The organism is Streptomyces zaomyceticus (genome assembly GCF_014656215.1).
Taxonomy (GTDB): domain Bacteria; phylum Actinomycetota; class Actinomycetes; order Streptomycetales; family Streptomycetaceae; genus Streptomyces; species Streptomyces zaomyceticus.
Genome location: NZ_BNBZ01000011.1, coordinates 203,221 through 220,374, shown reverse-complemented (window position 1 = coordinate 220,374; position 17,154 = coordinate 203,221). Strand labels below are relative to the sequence as shown.

General features: G+C 69.6%; 8 protein-coding genes. 6 read left to right on the top strand and 2 right to left on the bottom strand.

The annotated features are described in order from the left end of the window. The first annotated feature begins 172 nt into the window (after positions 1-172). Positions 173-4,816 (top strand): BREX system serine/threonine kinase PglW, encoded by a 4,644-nt coding sequence (pglW, locus tag IE311_RS17240; protein WP_189832569.1) that lies wholly within the window; start codon positions 173-175, stop codon positions 4,814-4,816. Beyond that, positions 4,813-8,418 (top strand): BREX-2 system adenine-specific DNA-methyltransferase PglX, encoded by a 3,606-nt coding sequence (gene pglX / locus IE311_RS17235; RefSeq protein WP_189832568.1) that lies wholly within the window; start codon positions 4,813-4,815, stop codon positions 8,416-8,418. The genes pglW and pglX overlap by 4 nt, the downstream gene beginning before the upstream one ends. A 70-nt stretch (positions 8,419-8,488) precedes the next feature. Here the strand turns inward: pglX and IE311_RS17230 are convergent, their stop codons facing one another. Then, entirely contained in the window at positions 8,489-8,698 is a 210-nt protein-coding gene (locus IE311_RS17230) for a DUF397 domain-containing protein (RefSeq protein WP_189832567.1), read from the bottom strand. Beyond that, positions 8,680-9,522 (bottom strand): helix-turn-helix domain-containing protein, encoded by an 843-nt coding sequence (locus IE311_RS17225; protein WP_189832566.1) that lies wholly within the window; start codon positions 9,520-9,522, stop codon positions 8,680-8,682. The genes IE311_RS17230 and IE311_RS17225 overlap by 19 nt, the downstream gene beginning before the upstream one ends. 188 nt (positions 9,523-9,710) lie before the next feature. Between IE311_RS17225 and IE311_RS17220 the strand changes: the two genes are divergently transcribed. The 4 genes from IE311_RS17220 to pglZ all read left to right on the top strand — a co-directional run bounded on the left by IE311_RS17220 (position 9,711) and on the right by pglZ (position 17,149). Continuing rightward, positions 9,711-9,941 (top strand): hypothetical protein, encoded by a 231-nt coding sequence (locus IE311_RS17220; RefSeq protein WP_189832565.1) that lies wholly within the window; start codon positions 9,711-9,713, stop codon positions 9,939-9,941. After that, entirely contained in the window at positions 9,938-10,180 is a 243-nt protein-coding gene (locus IE311_RS17215) for a hypothetical protein (protein ID WP_373313881.1), read from the top strand. The genes IE311_RS17220 and IE311_RS17215 overlap by 4 nt, the downstream gene beginning before the upstream one ends. 181 nt (positions 10,181-10,361) lie before the next feature. Beyond that, a complete protein-coding gene (pglY, locus tag IE311_RS17210) occupies positions 10,362-14,258 on the top strand; it encodes a BREX-2 system ATPase PglY (RefSeq protein WP_189832564.1) in 3,897 nt (1,298 codons plus the stop codon). After that, entirely contained in the window at positions 14,255-17,149 is a 2,895-nt protein-coding gene (gene pglZ, locus IE311_RS17205; RefSeq protein WP_189832563.1) for a BREX-2 system phosphatase PglZ, read from the top strand. The genes pglY and pglZ overlap by 4 nt, the downstream gene beginning before the upstream one ends. Positions 17,150-17,154: the final 5 nt, after the last annotated feature.

The window sequence follows — 17,154 nt, the reverse complement described above, 5'->3', positions numbered from 1 at the left end:
TGATCGCGCCTGCCCTGCACTCGCGGCATCCGCAACCCCGGGCGCTGCCCGCTTCGTCGCAGGTGCCCCTGATGTCTAGGCCCACCGTTAGGATCTCCCGAGAGCTTTGTCTACCGCCGGATGGCCGAGCCGGTCAGCTCTTCAGTACGCAGCGACGAAGCGGGGGCGGCACATGCGGGAAGGCCGGTGGACCACGGTCACCGAGTCCGAGTACGAGCACGAGCACCGCGGCCTGGAAGCCATCCGCGAGAAGCTGCCGGACTCCGATCCGTGGCGGGCCTGGTCGAACTTCACCTTCACCGCGAACACCGGGCACGTCCGCGAGATCGATCTCCTCGTCATCGCCCCCGGCGGCGTCTGCATGATCGAGCTGAAGAACTGGCACGGCTCCGTGACCAGCGAGAACGGCACCTGGGTCCAGACCGCGCCCAACGGTCGTCGCGTCCTGCACGGCAACCCGCTGCACCTTGTCAACAAGAAGGCCAAGGAGCTCGCCGGACTGCTCGGCCAGAACGGCAAGCGCGTCTGGGTCGCAGAAGCCGTCTGCTTCACGGACGATGGCCTGCGCATCCGACTGCCCGCCCATGACGAGAACGGCGTCTACACCGTCTCCGAACTGGTCGCGATGCTGCAGCAGCCCCCGCGTGACGAGCGCCGGCGCATCACCGCCGTCGACTCCCGCGAGATCAAAGTCGCCCTGGAGCGGGTCGGCGTCCGCCCAAGCGATGCCAAGTACAAGGTCGGCCCGTACGAGCTGAAGCGGAAGGCCTTCGACTCCGGCGAGACCTGGGCCGACTACCTCGCCGAGCACACTGAGCTGCCCGAGGTCGCCCGCGTCCGCATCTACCTGCGCGAACGCGGTTCGGACACCTCGATCCGGCAGTCCGTGGAGAACGCCGCCCGGCGCGAGGCCGCGGTCCTGCGCCGCTTCCGGCACCCCGGCGTCGTCCAGCTCAAGCAGTACGACCCGTCCGGGCACTCCTCCGGCCCCGCCCTGATCTTCGACTACCACCCGCACACCCTGCGTCTCGACGAGTACCTCCTCCAGTACGGGGAGAAGCTCGACATCCTCGGCCGCATGGCGCTCGTCCGCCAGCTCGCCGAGACGATGCGCTCCGCGCACTCCAGCCGCATCCACCACCGGGCGCTGGCCGCCCGCTCCGTCCACGTGCTGCCACGCAACCGGGGCCGCGAGGGTCAGGCCGTCGGCGAGGACGCGGCCTGGCTCTCCCCGCACCTGCAGATCTCCGACTGGCAGATCGCCACCCAGCGCAGCGGCACGGGCGCCTCCGGGGAAGGGATGACCCGGTTCGCCCCGACCGCGCTGTCCGCGATGCACCTGGCGGAGGGCTCCGACCCGTACCTCGCGCCCGAGCTGGCCGCCCTGAACGCCGACCCGGTCTACCTCGACGTCTACGGCCTCGGCGTCCTCACCTACCTCCTCGTGACGGGCAAGGCACCGGCCGCGAGCCAGGCGGAGCTGCTCACGCGCCTCGAAGCCGGTGAGGGCCTGCGTCCCAGCTCGTTGGTGGACGGCCTTTCCGAGGACATCGACGACCTGGTCCAGGCGGCCACCGCCTACCGGCCCGGCCAGCGCCTCTCCAGCATCGACGAGTTCCTCGAAATGCTGGAACTCGTCGAGGACTCCCTCACGACCCCCGCCGCGCCCCCGGTACCGGAAGCCCCCGAGAAGGACCCGCTCGAAGCCGTCGCCGGCGACGTACTGGGCGGCCGCTGGCAGGTCCGCCGCCGCCTGGGCACCGGCTCGACCAGCCGCGCCTACCTCGTGTACGACCAGGACCACGTGGCGCGCAAGACGCGCCCGCTCGCCGTCCTCAAGGTGGCGCTCTCCGACAGCCGGGGCGAGATCCTCGCCCACGAGGCCGCGGTCATGGGGCGCCTGCGCGCCGACTCCCGCGTCATCCGGCTCGTGGAGCCGGAGCCTTTGAAGATCGCCGACCGCACGGTGCTCGTCCTGGAGTACGTGGGCGACGAGCGGGAGGAGACCGGCGAGGGCGAGGAGTCCGGAACCCCCCGTACCCGCCGCCGCGAGGAGACGGTCGCCCGCCAGCTGCGCGAGAGCGGACGCCTCCAGATCGACCAGCTGGAGGCGTACGGCGACTACCTCTTCGGCGCCGTCGACTTCCTGGAGGGCGAGAGCGTCTGGCACCGCGACATCAAGCCCGACAACATCGCCATCCGCATCCGCCCGAACCGCACCCGCGAGCTCGTCCTCATCGACTTCTCCCTAGCCGGATACCCGGCGAAGGACTACGAGGCCGGCACCGAGGGCTACCTCGACCCGTTCATCGGGACGCTGACCCGGACCGCCTACGACTCGCACGCCGAGCGGTACGCGGTCGCGGTCACCCTGCACCAGATGGCCTCCGGCGAGCTGCCCAAGTGGGGCGACGGCTCGGTACTGCCCCGGATGACCGACCCGAAGAAGCACCCGCACCCGATCATCGCGAAGGACGCCTTCGAACCCGGGGTGCGCGACGGCCTGGTCGCCTTCTTCGAGAAGGCCCTGCACCGGGACGCCGCCCAGCGCTTCCCCGAGCTCAAGCCGATGCGGGACGCCTGGAAGAAGATCTTCCTGGACGCCACGCAGACCGTCCCGTCCAGCCACCGCTCCCGCCACCCGGAGCCCTCCGAGACTCCGTCCCTCGACGCCGGCCAGGCCACCATCGCGGACGCCGAGCCGCTCACCGCGGAGCAGCAGCGCGAGCAGCTCGCGGCGGAGGTCACCCGCGACACCCACCTGTCGGCCGCCGGCCTCACCCCTGCCGCCGAGGCGTTCCTGTACGGGCTGGGCGTCACGACGGTCGGGGAGCTCCTCGACTACAGCCGCCGCAAGCTCCTCAACGCACCCGGTCTGGGTGCGAAGACCCGCAGCGAGGTCCAGCGTCGCCAGCGCGAGTGGGGCGACCGGCTGCGCGAGACCCCGATCTCGCCGCTCACTCCGAGGGGCCGGGCGGAGGCCAGGGAGGAACTGGCCCAGCTGTCCGCCACCGAGTCGGCTCTGCTCGGCACCCTGGCCGGTGGGGACGCCGCCGGGGGCCTCACCGGCTCCGCGCTGCGCGCGGTCAGCCTGGACACGCTGGCCACGATCTTCGTACCGGAGCTCAACAACAACCGCTCGAACCACAACAAGGTCGAGACGGTACGCCTGCTCCTGCGTCTTCCCGACGCGCAGGGCGAGCTCCCCGACATCGGGGTCTGGCCCAAGCAGAAGGACGTCGCGGACGCGCTCAGCCTGTCGGCCGGCCGGATCCCGCAGCTCCTGAAGGAGGAGCGCAAGCGCTGGAAGAAACACCCGGCAGTGCAGGCCCTGCGCGCCGAGATCATGGAACTCCTCTCCGACCTGGGCCGGGTCGCCTCCGCCGCCGAGATCGCCGACGCCCTCGCCGTGCGGCGCGGTACGCAGCTGTCCGAGCGCGAGCAGCGGCGCGCGCTGGCGCTGGCCGCCGTACGGGCCGTGGTGGAGGTGGAGCAACTGGAGCCCGAGGAAGCCGAGTTCCAGCACCAGCCCAACCGCAAGGCCACCGAGGAGGCCCTGGGCGCGGGCCTGCTCGCCCTCGATGTCCGCGAGGACGATGCCCCGGACACCCCGACGGCGCCGGGCCTGCTCGACTACGCGACCCGCCTGGGGAAGACGGCCGACCGCCTGGCCAAGCTCGAAACCCTGCCGACGGCGACCACGGTACTGACCGAGCTCGGCTCCCTCACCCCGCCGCCCGGCTCGGTGGAGTGGGACGAACGCCGCCTGGTGGAGCTGGCGGCCGCCGCCTCCCTCAACGCGGCGGCGACGCCCCGCCTGGAGATCTACCGGCGCGACCTGTCGCTCGTACGCGCCCTGCGGCTGACCCAGGCCGGTCTGGTCCGGCTCATCCCCGGCGTCCCCGAGGCCCGCCAGCCGGGCGTGACGGGCGAGGACGTCCACGAGCGCGTCCGCGCCCGTTTCCCTGAGCTGGTCCTTCCTGACTCTCGTGGCGGCTTCTCCCACGACCTCCCGACGGCCGGCCCGCTGACGAAGGCCCTGCGGGACGCGGGCTTCGACTTGACCCTGTCCACGCGCGAGGACACCAAGACCCTGCGCTACCTGCCCACGCGGATGGACAGCGCGTCCAGCTACCTGACCACGGGTGCGTGGCGGCAGGCCACGGATGTGGGTGCGGTGACGCGGTACGCGGACGACCCCGCGCTGGCGGGTGCGGTCCGCGCGCAGGAACGCCTGGCCGCTTCGGCCCGCCGCGACGGCTACCGGGTCCTGACCGTGCACCACCACCGTCCGGAGGAAGCGGTACGGGCGCTGGGCGCGGCCCCCATCTCCGCCCAGGCCGTCTCGGTGACGGCCCTCTTCCTGGAGGCGATGCACGCGCTGGCTCCGGAGGGGTCGAAGCCGACGTGGGAGACGCTGCTGAAGGCGGACGTGGCGGAGGCGGGCTCGCGGGGCGCGGTGAAGTTCGCGGAGTACGCGCGGACGGCGTGGGGCGCGGTGGAGCCACAGGTCCGCAGCCTGCTGGACCGCGCCACCGGCTCGGGACCGGTCCTCCTGACGGAGGCCGCGGTCTTCGCCCGCTACGACGCGATGGGCGTCCTGGACCGCCTGGCGGAGGCCGCCCGCCAGGGCGGCCGGGGCCTGTGGCTGCTGGTCCCACAGGGCGACCCGTCGAGGGAACCCAAGCTGAGCCAGATCGCAGTGGCGTACCAGGCGGGGCTGGGTGAGTGGATCGAACTTCCGGACTCGTGGGTCAAGGACGCGAGTACGAGCAAGGCAGCAGTGACGGACGGAACCGAGGGAGACACCAAGTGATCGACCGCAAGGCCCTGTTGAACGACCTGAAGCAGCAGGTCAAAGCGGTCGAGACGGACCTAGGCAAGCAGGTCAAGGCCGTCACCGAGGTGGGCGCCCGCCTGCGCGCCGAGTACGACCAGGCCCGCAAGCTGGGGCGTACGGCGGCGACGTGGAACTCCTGGCTGGATGAGCGGATCACCCAGGTCGCGGTGGCCTGGGTCCTGGGCACAGTTTTCGTCCGCTTCTGCGAGGACAACGAGCTGATCCCGGAGCCGTACCTGACGGCCCCGGACCCGGATCGTCGCGACCTGGCCTTGGCTAGGTACGAGGAGTACGTGGCGAAGGACCCGGACCCGACGTTCCGCGGCTGGCTGGAGCGCGCGTTCGCAGACCTGGGCGCGGGCCAGGCAGGTCGGCTGCTGTTCGACCGCAAGCACAACCCGCTGTTCCAGATCCCGCTGTCGCACGACGGAGCGCGGGAACTGATTGCGTTCTGGCGTGAGCGCGATGAGGCAGGTGTGCTGGTCCACGACTTCACGGACAAGCTGAACGAGGACGGTACGGAGGGCTGGGACACGCGGTTCCTGGGCGACCTGTACCAGGACCTGAGCGAGGCCGCCCGGAAGACGTACGCCCTGCTCCAGACCCCGGAGTTCGTGGAAGAGTTCATCCTCGATCGGACCATGGACCCGGCGGTCCGGGAGTTCGGCTACGAGGGCCTGAAGATGATCGACCCGACATGTGGGTCGGGTCACTTTGTCTTGGGCGCGTTCCGGCGGCTGGTGCGGCTGTGGGGAGAGGGCCAGCCGGGCACGGATGTGCACGAGCGGGTACGAGCGGCCCTGGATTCGGTTCACGGGGTGGACTTGAACCCGTTTGCGGTGGCCATCGCGCGCTTCCGGTTGCTAGTTGCCGCGATGGCGGCAAGTGGCGTGCGAACGATGAGGGAGGCTGCAAACTATGAGTGGCCGATCCACCTGGCAGTGGGTGACTCCCTGATGAAGGCTCGCCAGCTAGAACTGACCCTCGACGGCGAGGCCGACGACACGGTGGCGTCGTTCTCGTACGCCCCGGAGGACGTGCACGAGCACCCTGGAATCTTGCAGCCGGGACGGTACCACGTGGTGGTGGGCAATCCCCCCTACATCACAGTGAAAGACAAGAAGCTCAATGCACTGTATCGGGAACTCTACAGTGCATGCACAGGACTGTACGCCCTTTCCGTTCCATTCGCTCAGCGCTTCTTCGAGTTGGCCAAACAAGGCAACACCGAGGGACGCGGATACGGTGTAGTCGGCCAGATTACGTCGAACTCGTTCATGAAGCGGGAGTTCGGAAAGAAGCTCGTTGAAAACCACTTCCGTGACCGCATTGAACTGACCGAAGTTATCGACACATCAGGCGCTTACATCCCCGGGCATGGGACACCCACTGTCATCCTCGTAGGTAAAGCGCGCGATGGGGCTGACCGAACAAGCACCATCCGCACGGTTCGCAGCGTGCAAGGCGAGCCAGGGGAGCCGGAGAAAGCAGAAGACGGTCTGGTGTGGAACGCAATTCTGAACCAGATCGACAAGCCAGGGTCGCTGAGCCAGTGGGTGTCCGTCGATGACCTCGAGCGCGTCCGCTATTTTGGGAAGCAACCCTGGATTCTCACAGGCGGAGGTCTAGAGATGAATGAGACCATCGCGTCCTCTGCAACAGGGGTACTCTCAAATCAGACTGCTCGAGTCGGGTTCGTGGGAATGACACATGCCGATGAGGTCATGATCCGACCAAACCGCTCGTGGGGCGAGGTAGTTGGCGCGTTCACATCTCCGATTGCGGCGGGCGACCAAGTTCGCGACTGGGGTGCAGATACCGATGATTCGGCTTTCTTCCCTTACCTCCCTGATCACTCCGATCGCCCGCTGCCGGAGAATATAAGGGAGGCCCGGGAACTTTGGTTCTTTCGCACAGAGCTTGGGCAGCGAGCCACCTTCAACGGTAGCAACTATTTCAAGTCGGGACGCCCTTGGTGGTCTTGGCATCAGCTTCCCAGAGATACTGGAGCACACCCCTGGTCCATCCCCTTTTCCTTCGTGGCCACACACAATCATTTTGTATTGAATCGCGGCGGGAAGGTGTTCAAACAGTCTGCTCCTGTGATCAAATTGCGGGAGGCGGCGAGCGAAGAAGAGCACCTGCGGCTGCTTGGGCTACTCAACAGCTCGACCGCCGGGTTCTGGCTCAAGATGGTCAGCCATGACAAAGGAAACCGAGGCGGTGAGCGCGGCACAGGACGCTACGCCTGGGAAAGCTTCTACGAGTTCACCGGGACTAAACTGGAGGAGTTCCCTCTCCCGTCCGCCTACCCGACCCATCTCGCGGCGGCCCTGGACGCCCTCGCGGAGCAACTCGCCGCCAGTGCCCCCTCCGCCCTCGCGGCCGAGACCACCCCCACCGCTCCCGCTCTCCGCGCAGCCCAGGCCATCTGGCACTCAACCCGCGCCCAGATGATTGCCCTCCAGGAGGAGTTGGACTGGCAGGTCTACTTCCTCTACAAGCTGCACACCGAGGACCTCCGCCTCACCGAGTACTCCACTGACCCAATCCCCCTTGAACTCTCCCTTGGCGAACGAGCGTTCGAAATCGCGCTGGCCCGGCGCGTCGCCTCAGGGGAGGCCAGTGACGAATGGTTCAAGCGGCACGGGTCCGCGGCCATCACTGAGATCCCCGCCCACTGGCCGGCCGCCTATCGCACGGTCGTCCAGCAGCGGATCGACGCCATCGAGTCGTCACGCGCCATCGGGATGATCGAGCGACCGGAGTACAAGCGAAGGTGGGCTACCGAAGGGTGGGACGCACTTCAGGAGAAGGCGCTCCGCTCCTGGCTGCTCGACCGGATCGAGAACCGTGACCACTGGTTCGACGAGAACGACATGCCCGCCCTCGTCAGCCTCTCGCGGCTCACCGACGTGCTCTCCCGCGACGAGGACTTCGTCTCCGTCGCCAAGATCTACGCCCCCCGCAAGGAACTGCCGGCCGTCGTCGCCGAGCTGATGACCGACGAGCACGTGCCGTTCCTTCCCGCCCTGCGCTACAAGCCCTCGGGGCTGAAGAAGCGCAAGGACTGGGAGCACGTCTGGGATCTCCAGCGGCAGGAGGACGCCGCCCCCGACGAGCCGGCCAAGCGGAAGATCCGGGACGCGATCCCCGTACCGCCGAAGTACACCTCGGCGGACTTCCTTCGGCCCTCCTACTGGAAGGCGCGCGGCAAGCTCGACGTGCCCAAGGAGCGGTTCATCTCGTACGGGCAGACCAACACCCCCACGCCCGACCTCTACGGCTGGGCCGGCTGGGACCACCGGGAGCAGGCGTATGCCCTCGACGCGTACATCGCCTCCCACGAGGCGCTGACCTCCGAGGAGCTGACCCCGTTCCTTGCCGGGCTGCTGGAACTCCAGCCCTGGCTTGAGCAGTGGCACGACGAGTTCGATGCGAACTTCGGCGCTTCGCCGTCCGCGTTCTTCCGTGGCGACCGGCAGATGATGCAGGGCGAGCACGGCCTGACCGACGACGACCTGCGCGCCTGGCGCCCGGCCGCCGCCACCCGAGGACGACGCGCCACCAAGAAGTAGAGCCTCTGACCACGCCGACGGCCTCCAAGAACCCAAAGGTTCTTGGAGGCCGTCGGGTTGCGGTCGTTCCTCAGCGGGGCAGTTGGTGGTCCTTGACAGCGGTGACGAAGGCCGACCAGCCACCCTCCGGGAACACGAGCACCGGTCCGTGCGGGTCCTTGCTGTCCCGCACGGGGACGACCGCAGCAAAGTCGTTGGAGACCTCGACGCATTCTCCGCCGTCCGAATTGCTGTGAGAACTCTTGCGCCAGGTCGCGGCGCTCAGGTCGATGGGTCGCACGGTACTTCCTCCAACATGCGCAGGATGAACTTCCGTGACTCGGCCAGGGAGAGTGCCAGGTCACGCACCGCATCGTAGGCACGTTGCAGCCGCTCAACCGGCCCGTTCTCCTCGATGAGTTCACCTCGGTAGGCGTTCTCCGTATAGGCCACGGTACGCCCGTCACCCAGCCGCAGGAACATCACGGCAGTACTGTCCAAGCCACACGGACCGGCACTGAATGGCAGGACGTGCAGAATCACGTTCGGTCGCTCGGCCACCTCGGCCAACCACTCCAACTGCTCACTCCATGCCTGCCTATCCCGCAGCACCGTCCTCAGCACCGCCTCCGACAGGATCGTCCGAAACGGCGGCGCCTCCTCCCCCTCCAGCAAGTCCCGACGTCCCATCCGTGCTTCGACCTGCTGCTCCAGCTCGTCCCCGCGCAGCCCACCAGCAGCCAGCACTTCGCGCGCGTATCCGGGAGTCTGAAGCAACCCCGGCAACACACTCACCGCGAAGTGCCACAGGCTCACCGCCTCGGCCTCCAGCGTCATGTACCGCCGATACCGCTCCTTGAACTGCGTCTTGTCCCCGCGCGCCAACTCCCACAACACGAGCAGCATCCCCGACGTCCCGTAGTGCTGGTCCAGCGCCTGCACCACCTCGGGCCCGCCCAAGGTCTCGCCCTTCTCCATCTTCCCGAAGAGCGACCAGTCCCACCCCAGCCGGTCCCCCAGCTGCCGCAGGCTCGCGCCACTCCGCGCCCTCAGGTGCCGCAGCTCCTCCGCGAACCTCTGCCGCGGCTCCTGGCTTCGGCCCGTCACCACCCGACGTGGCGGCATCGCGGCTCCTCCCCTGATCTCCGTGGAAGGTGTGGAACTACCGCTGTGGGCCGAGGAACCAGACCCCGTCCACAGTGTCGCCAGCCTCCTGCGGGATCCATGCTCGTAGTGCCCGGGCTACGCACCGTAATCCACCCCACACCCTCCGGTCCGGGAAACCAGAGCACGGCCAGCCGAAGGAGTCCGCCATGCCCACCTCCCGCCCCACCACCCCCAACCAGCGCAAGATCAAGGAAGCCATGGACGCCCGCGACGCCCTCGCCGCCGCTCTCACCCGGGCCGGCATCCAGTTGCCCGCCATGGACGTCCGTACCCCCTGGGCCGACGAGTCCCGCTACGCCCTCGTCCACCTCGGACTCTGCTCCGCGCCAGTGGCCCACGCCCTCGCGGAAGTGATCACGAGGGGCGCGTCCCGGTGACGGCCGAACCTCACCACGGCCGCCCCGCCCTCGGTGAGATCGTCCGCGACACCCACCACAACCGCCTCGGCATCGTCACCGACCGCCTCGGCCCGTACCTCCGGCTCCGCCCCCTCGCCGGCGGCCGGGAATGGGACGCGGACCCGGAAGACACCGAGCCCCTCAGCCCATCCGAAGCCCTCCGTGCCCGCCTCGCGGAGGTGAACGCCCGAAGCCGCAAGCCCCGTCCGAGCGGGTGAGCCGGCCTCCCGCCCCCTCAGCCCGTCGTTGTCAGTGCCCGATGCCATCCTGATCCACGGGAGATTTCCGGCCATCAGCCCCGTAACCAGCGATGATGTCGGACAATGTGCCGAGGAACTTGTCCCGGTACCGGCACGGACAGCGACGGCGACGGCCGTCAGAAGGTGAGCGAGACGCGCAATGGCCCAGCAGCCGCCCCTCCTCCGCGATGTGATCAACATCAAGGAGTCGATCTCCACGTCCGACTTCGTCCTTCAGCTCTCCGAGGCCACCACCCCCGAGGGTGCCGAGCTCGCGCTCAAGGACTACGTCGTCACGGAACGGCTGCTGGAGAACTTCGACGAGGCCCTCGGCCTCATCAAGGCCTCCCTCGACGGGCACACCTCCAAGGCCGCGTACCTCCACGGTTCCTTCGGTTCCGGTAAGTCGCACTTCATGGCCGTGCTGCACGCCCTGCTCAGCGGCAGCCCGGCCGCCCACCGCCGCGCCGACTTCGACTCCGTGCTGACCAAGCACGAGTGGCTCACCACGGACGGCAAGAAGTTCCTGCTCGTGCCGTATCACATGCTCGGCGCGAAGGCCCTGGAGCAGCGGGTCCTCGGCACGTACGTGAGCCACGTCAAGAAGCTCCACCCCGAGGCGCCGACCCCCCGGGTCTACCGCACCGACTCCCTCTTCGCCGACATCCACGCCATGCGCGAGCGGATGGGAGACGAGGCCGTCATCAAGGGCCTGGGCGCAATCGGCGGGGAGGCGGACGAGGACGACGAGTGGGGCGAGTCCTTCGCCTGGACCTCCGCCCTCCTCGACACCGCGCTCGCCGCCGAGGAGATCCACGAGTCGGGGTACGCGCTCAACCTCGTCACCCCCTCCACCCCCGTGGAGCTGCGCGCCCGTCTGGTCCAGGACGCGAGCACGAACCTGCTGCCCGGCTTCACCCAGAACGCGCACGAGAACGAGCACGGCTTCATCTCGCTCGACGCCGGCCTGTCCGTCATCGCCGAGCACGCCAAGTCCCTCGGGTACGACGGCCTGATCCTCTTCCTCGACGAGCTGATCCTGTGGTTGGCCACCCTCATCCACGACCAGAAGTTCGTGGGCCGCGAGGCCGGCAAGATCACCAACTTCGTGGAGGGCGCCGACGCCCGCCGGGCCATCCCGATCGTGTCCTTCATCGCCCGCCAGCGCGACCTGCGCGAGCTGGTCGGCGAGGAGCTGTCCGGGGCAGCCGAGTCCTCCATCCAGGACACCCTCAACCAGGCTTCCGGCCGGTTCGACAAGATCACCCTGGAGGACCGCAACCTCCCCCAGGTCGCACACGCCCGCCTCCTCCAGCCCAAGGACACCGAGGCCGCCGCGCTCATCACGGCCGAGTTCGAGAAGACCCGTAAGGTCCGCCAGGAGGTGTGGGACACCCTTCTCGGTTCCGACCGCGGGGCCGACGGCGTCGGCGCCGACGAGGAGAGCTTCCGGCTCACCTACCCCTTCTCCCCCGCCTTCATGGACACCCTCGTCCACGTCTCCTCCGCGCTCCAGCGCAACCGCACCGGCATGAAGCTGATGGGCCAGCTCCTCGCCGACCACCGCCACGAGCTGCGCCTGGGCGACCTCATCCCGGTCGGCGACCTGTATCCGCTGATCACAGCGGGCGGCGACAAGCCGTTCACCGACAGCCTCAAGGTCGTCTTCGAGGCGGCGGACAAGCTGTACCGGACCAAGCTGCGCCCGTTCCTCCTCGCCACGTACAACGTGTCGGAGGAGGACATCGAGCAGTACACCCACCGCCCCGAGAGCATCACCGACGCGGCGCTGCGCGGCCGGGTGAAGACCTTCGTCGGTGACAACCGGATCATCGGCACCCTCCTGCTCTCAGCCCTCGCGCCGAGCGTGCCGGCCCTCGCCGACCTGACGATCCGCAGGCTGTCCGCACTCAACTACGGCTCGGTCGTCGCCCCGATCCCCGGCCGCGAGTACGGCATCCTGAAGAACAAGGTCGCCGACTGGGCCGGCCGCTTCCCGGAGATCAAGGAGACCGGCACCGACACCAACCCGGGCGTCCGCCTGGAGCTCTCCGGCGTCGACGTCGACTCGGTCATCGCGAACGCCAACGTCAACAACAACCCGGGCAACCGCCTCGCCCTCGCCAAGCGCCTGCTCGCCGAGGAGCTCGACGTCAGCCACGGCCAGTTGGTCGAAGAGCTGCAGTTCGTCTGGCGCGGTACGAACCGCTCCGTCGAGGTCATCTTCGGGAACATGGCGGACGAGGACGAGCTGCCCGACCACGACCTGATGCCCCGCGAGGACGGCCGCTGGCGCATCGCCGTCGACCTCCCGTTCGACGACGGCGAGTACGGTCCCGTCGAGGACGCCAACCGCATCCGGCGCCTGCGCGAGAAGCAGCAGGGCGAGCGGTCGCGCACCGTCGCCTGGCTGCCCACCCACCTCTCCAGCCAGCGGTACGGGGACTTCTGCCGCCTCGTCGTCATCGACAAGGCCCTCGCCGACGACCAGCGCTTCGACAGCCAGTACGCCGGCCACCTGAACGCCGACAACCGTGCCCGGGCCAAGGGGCTCCTGGAGACCCAGCGCGAGTCCCTGCTCAAGACCGTCAAGGCGGCCTTCAAGCAGGCGTACGGACTCGCCGAGAAGAAGCCCACGGACGTGGAGCTGGGCTTCGGCGACCACCTGGAATCGCTGCGCGAGGTCGAAGGGCTCACCCTCTCCTTCGGCCAGTCGCTGCGCGACGGCATCCGGCACATCGCGGGCAAGCTGCTGGCGACGCAGTTTCCGGACCACCCGGACTTCGACCCCGACCAGACCGGCACGGTCGTCAAGGCCGCCGACGCCAAGAAGGTCTTCACGCACGTCCGTGCAGCGGCAGAGGCGCGCGACGGCCGCGCCGAGGTTCCGGCCGGCGACCGGGCGCTGATGAAGCGGATCGCGGGGCCGCTGCGTCTCGGGCAGCAGAAGGAGGCGTACTTCGAGCTGTCCCCGTACTGGGCCGACCACTTCCGCCAGCTCGCCCGCGAGAGCGGCGCCACCGGCGACCTCACCCTGATCACGCTCACCGACTGGACCGACAAGCCGGCCCCGCGCGGGCTGCCGGACTTCCTCGGGCGGCTCGTCGTGGCGGCCTTCGCCGAGATGGACGACCGGGTCTGGGTGCGCGAAGGCATGCCGCTCGACCCGGCTCCCGAGCCGGCGCAGATCAAGGACCGCGACGCCCTGCGCAGTCAGCCCCTGCCCTCCCTCGAGGACTGGGAGTCCGCCAGGCAGCGCTTCGCGGCCGTCTTCGGGCAGCCGGCGCCCACCCTGCTGCGCGGACGCATCGTGAACCAGTTCGCCCGGCAGATCACCGAGCAGGCCCGCGGAGTTCAGGAGGCCGCCGCCGAGCTGGCGGAGCGGCTGGACGAGCACGCCGGTTTCCTGCACCTCGACCAGACGGCCGAGACCGGGCGCCTCGCACTCGCCCGGCGGGCCGTGGAGCTGCTCAAGGCCCTGAACGGCACGGCCGGCCAGGGAGCGGCCGGAGCGAAGAAGACGGTGGAGGCCCTCGCCCGTTTCGACCTCGGCGCGATGACCGCCGAACAGTACGGGACCTCGGTCAAGCAGGCCCGGAAGGTGGCCGAAGCGCTCGCCGCGACCTCCTGGAGCACTCTGGAGCTGGCCTCGGCCGAAGGCCCCGAGGGCGAGGCGCTCCTCGACTCCCTGCGCAATGTCGCCCGCAGCGACCAGCAGCGGACGGACAAGCTGGAGGAAGCCCTCGTCCGCACCCAGCGCGAGGTGCTGGCTCTGCTCAAGCGGAACCGTGCGGTCTCTCCGCCGCCGGTGGCCCCGAGTCCCGGCCCCCAGGGCCCGGCCGATGTTCCGCTGGACACGAAGACCAGCGATCCGCGGATTCCCTACGAGGGGTCTCAGACAGAGCCGTCCACCCCTGCCCGGAAGCACCGCACGAGCGGGGTGCGTACGACGACGGCCTCGCACGCGGTGGCCGAGCTCCAGGCGGAGCTGGCCGAGCTGGCCGCTGCCGAGCCCGGCGTCACCGTGGAGATCACGTGGCGGGTGGTCGGCCGATGAGCGTCGCCTCCCCCGCCGTCGCCGTGCGCCTGAACCTCGCGACCGTCACCCAGTACCTGTCGTCCCAGAGCTCCCTCACCGCGTCCCTGAGCGGCAACGACCGGCGCCGTGCCGTGCTGTTGCGCTCGGCGCCGCAGTGGGAGGGTCCGGCCGAGCCTTCCTGGGGGGACGGGCTGACGGCTCGCATCGCAGCCGCGCCGTCGCCACTGGCCGTGCACGAGCTGCTGCTGGACCATCTCGACGGCACATTGCCCGGACCGGCCGTACTCGTCGTCCTGACCGACCGCGAGCAGAACGAGCTGGATCCCGCCATCCTGGCGCGCGCGCACAAGAAGCGCGTCGACACCGTCGACAGCTGGGACGTGGTCCGCGACGCGTTCCGCGCCCAGCAGGTCGATCCCCGGCTCAAGGATTCCAACTGGGCCGCTGAGGCACTGTTGGACGCGACCCCGCCGAAAGGCGGCTGGCCGCCCGTCGCCGGCGGCATGCTCTCCCGGCGCACCGCCCTCAGCTCCCTGGCCCTGCGCAGGTTGCGGCTGGGCCGGTACGACAGCGAGGCGGAGTCCTCGGGCCGGGCCCCGGCCGGCGACACCCTGGACCCGCAGACGCTGTTCGGCTGGTCCCTGACCGCCGGCGGGCCCGAACTCCTGCTGAAGCTCCGCCGTCCGGAGCGGGAGGGGCTGTCCGCGTTCCTCGGCGAGGAGGACCAGGCGGGTCACGCCGGACGGGCACTCCTCGCGCTGGTCGAGGCCGAACACGGCCCCGACGCGGTGGCCTTCGGGCTCGTCTGCGCCGCGCTGTGGGTCCACTGCGAGCCGGACGCCGCCGTCTACCGGGCTCGCGGGCGAGCCGAACGGTGGTTGGGCGAGCAGCCCCTCGCCAGGGGTGAGGAGCTCGACCTCGTCGTGTCCCGGTTCGGGATCGCTTCCGAGGAGTACGTGGCCGCGCTGCTGACCTCCGCGTCCCGCGCCGGCGGCGACGCGGAAGCGGTGCGCGAGGCCCGCCGACTCAGTGACACCGTCCTGGACCGGGCCTCCGCGCTGGTCCGCCAGTTCGGCGCCGAGGATGCCGCCAAGGCCAGCGCGCTGCTGGCCGCGGGCCTCGAAGCACGTTTCGCAGCAGTGGGCCGGGCTCTGGCCGCCGGGGAGCCCCACACCGTCGCGGACGCCGTACGCGCCCTGGGCGAGCACAGGCAGGCCGACGGGCCGGAGGCACGGGCCCGGGTGGAACGGGCCCGGATGGGTCGGCGGCTGGCCCAGTGGCTGGCCGGTGACCCGGCCGTCACCTCGGACACGGTGGCCGATGCCCTGCAACGCCACATCACCGAAACCGGGTGGGTGGACCGGGCGCTCGAGCACATCGAGGCGGGCGGCGACCCGGACCCCGTCCTGAAATCGGCGTACGACACGCTCGGCCGTCAGGTGCGCCGCAAGCGCCACGAGATCGACGGTGACTTCGCTCGCGCCTTGGCCGGATGGACCACCGCCGGTACCCGACCCGGCACGATGCTGACCGTGGAGACCTTCCTCGACCGCGTGGTGAAGCCGGTCGTACGGGGCGGGGCCGACCGCCGCGTGCTCCTGCTGGTCCTGGACGGGATGAGCGCCGCGATCGCCAGTGAGCTTGGAGAGGAACTGCGGGCCTCATGGGCCGAGTTCGATCCGCTGGACGAAGGTGCACCCCGCCGTCGCGCGATGGCCGCGGCTCTGCCCACGCTGACGGCCGTCTGCCGGACGTCCCTGTTCGCGGGCCGACTGCTGAAGGGCACACAGGCGGAGGAGAAGAAGCTTTTCCCCGCCCACGCCTTCTGGGGCGGGGAGCCGGCCGCGGTCTTCCACAAGGACGATCTGCGCGCCGACGGCTCAGGGGACACGTTCGGTCCGGCACTCACGGAGGCCCTCGCTGACGGGCGCACGCACGTCGCGGTCGTACTGAACACCATCGACGACCGGCTCGCGAAGGAGCAGAAGCTCGGTGACGGGTCCTGGCACCTCGACGAGATAGGGCGGCTGCGCGATCTGCTGCGGGTCGCCGCGGCTCAGGGCATGGCGGTGATCCTCACCAGCGACCATGGCCACGTCGTGGACCGGCGCGGGGTCAAGGTGGATGCCGGTGCCCCGGACTCCGCCCGCCACCGCTCCCCCGGCGGCCCCCTGGAAGCCACGGAGGTCGCCCTGTCGGGCCCCCGCGTGGTCTGGCCCGAGCCGGGCGGCTCGATCGTCGCCCTCTGGGACGCCGACTCCCGCTACACCTCGCTCAAGGCCGGCTACCACGGCGGCGCGGCCCTGCGTGAGTTCACCATCCCCGTACTCGCTTTCCTGCCCTTCGGCGCCACTCCGCCCGGCGGCTGGCGAGAGCTGGGTGATCAGCGTCCGGCATGGTGGTTGCTCGACGGGCACACGCCCCGCCAGAACGCGGTTCCGGTCTCGGCGTCGGCTGCCGCCCGTCCGGAGAAGCAGAACCGGCACAAGCCGACGAAGGCGCAGGCCGAACTGGCCCAGACGCACGACTCCCTCTTCGACGTCGCTCTGGTTCCGGCGGCCGAACACGAGGACGCCCTGGTCACACCCGTTCTGGTCGCGCCGGACGATGCGCTGATCACGGCACTGCTCGCGTCCGAGGCGTTCCAGGACCAGGTCGGACTACTGGCCCGCAAGCCGCCCCTGGACAAGCTGGAGAAGGCGATCCGGGCACTCCTGGAGGCCGGAGGCACCTTGCCCGTGACGGCTGTGGCACAGCGCGTCGACTACCCCGCCACCCGCGCGGACGGCTTCGCCGCGGTGCTGCGGCAGCTCCTCAATTACGACGGGGTTCAGGTCCTGCAGACCCTGCCAGACGGACGGACTCTCCGTCTCGACAGGAGTCTGCTGCAGCTGCAGTTCGGGGTGTGAGGCGG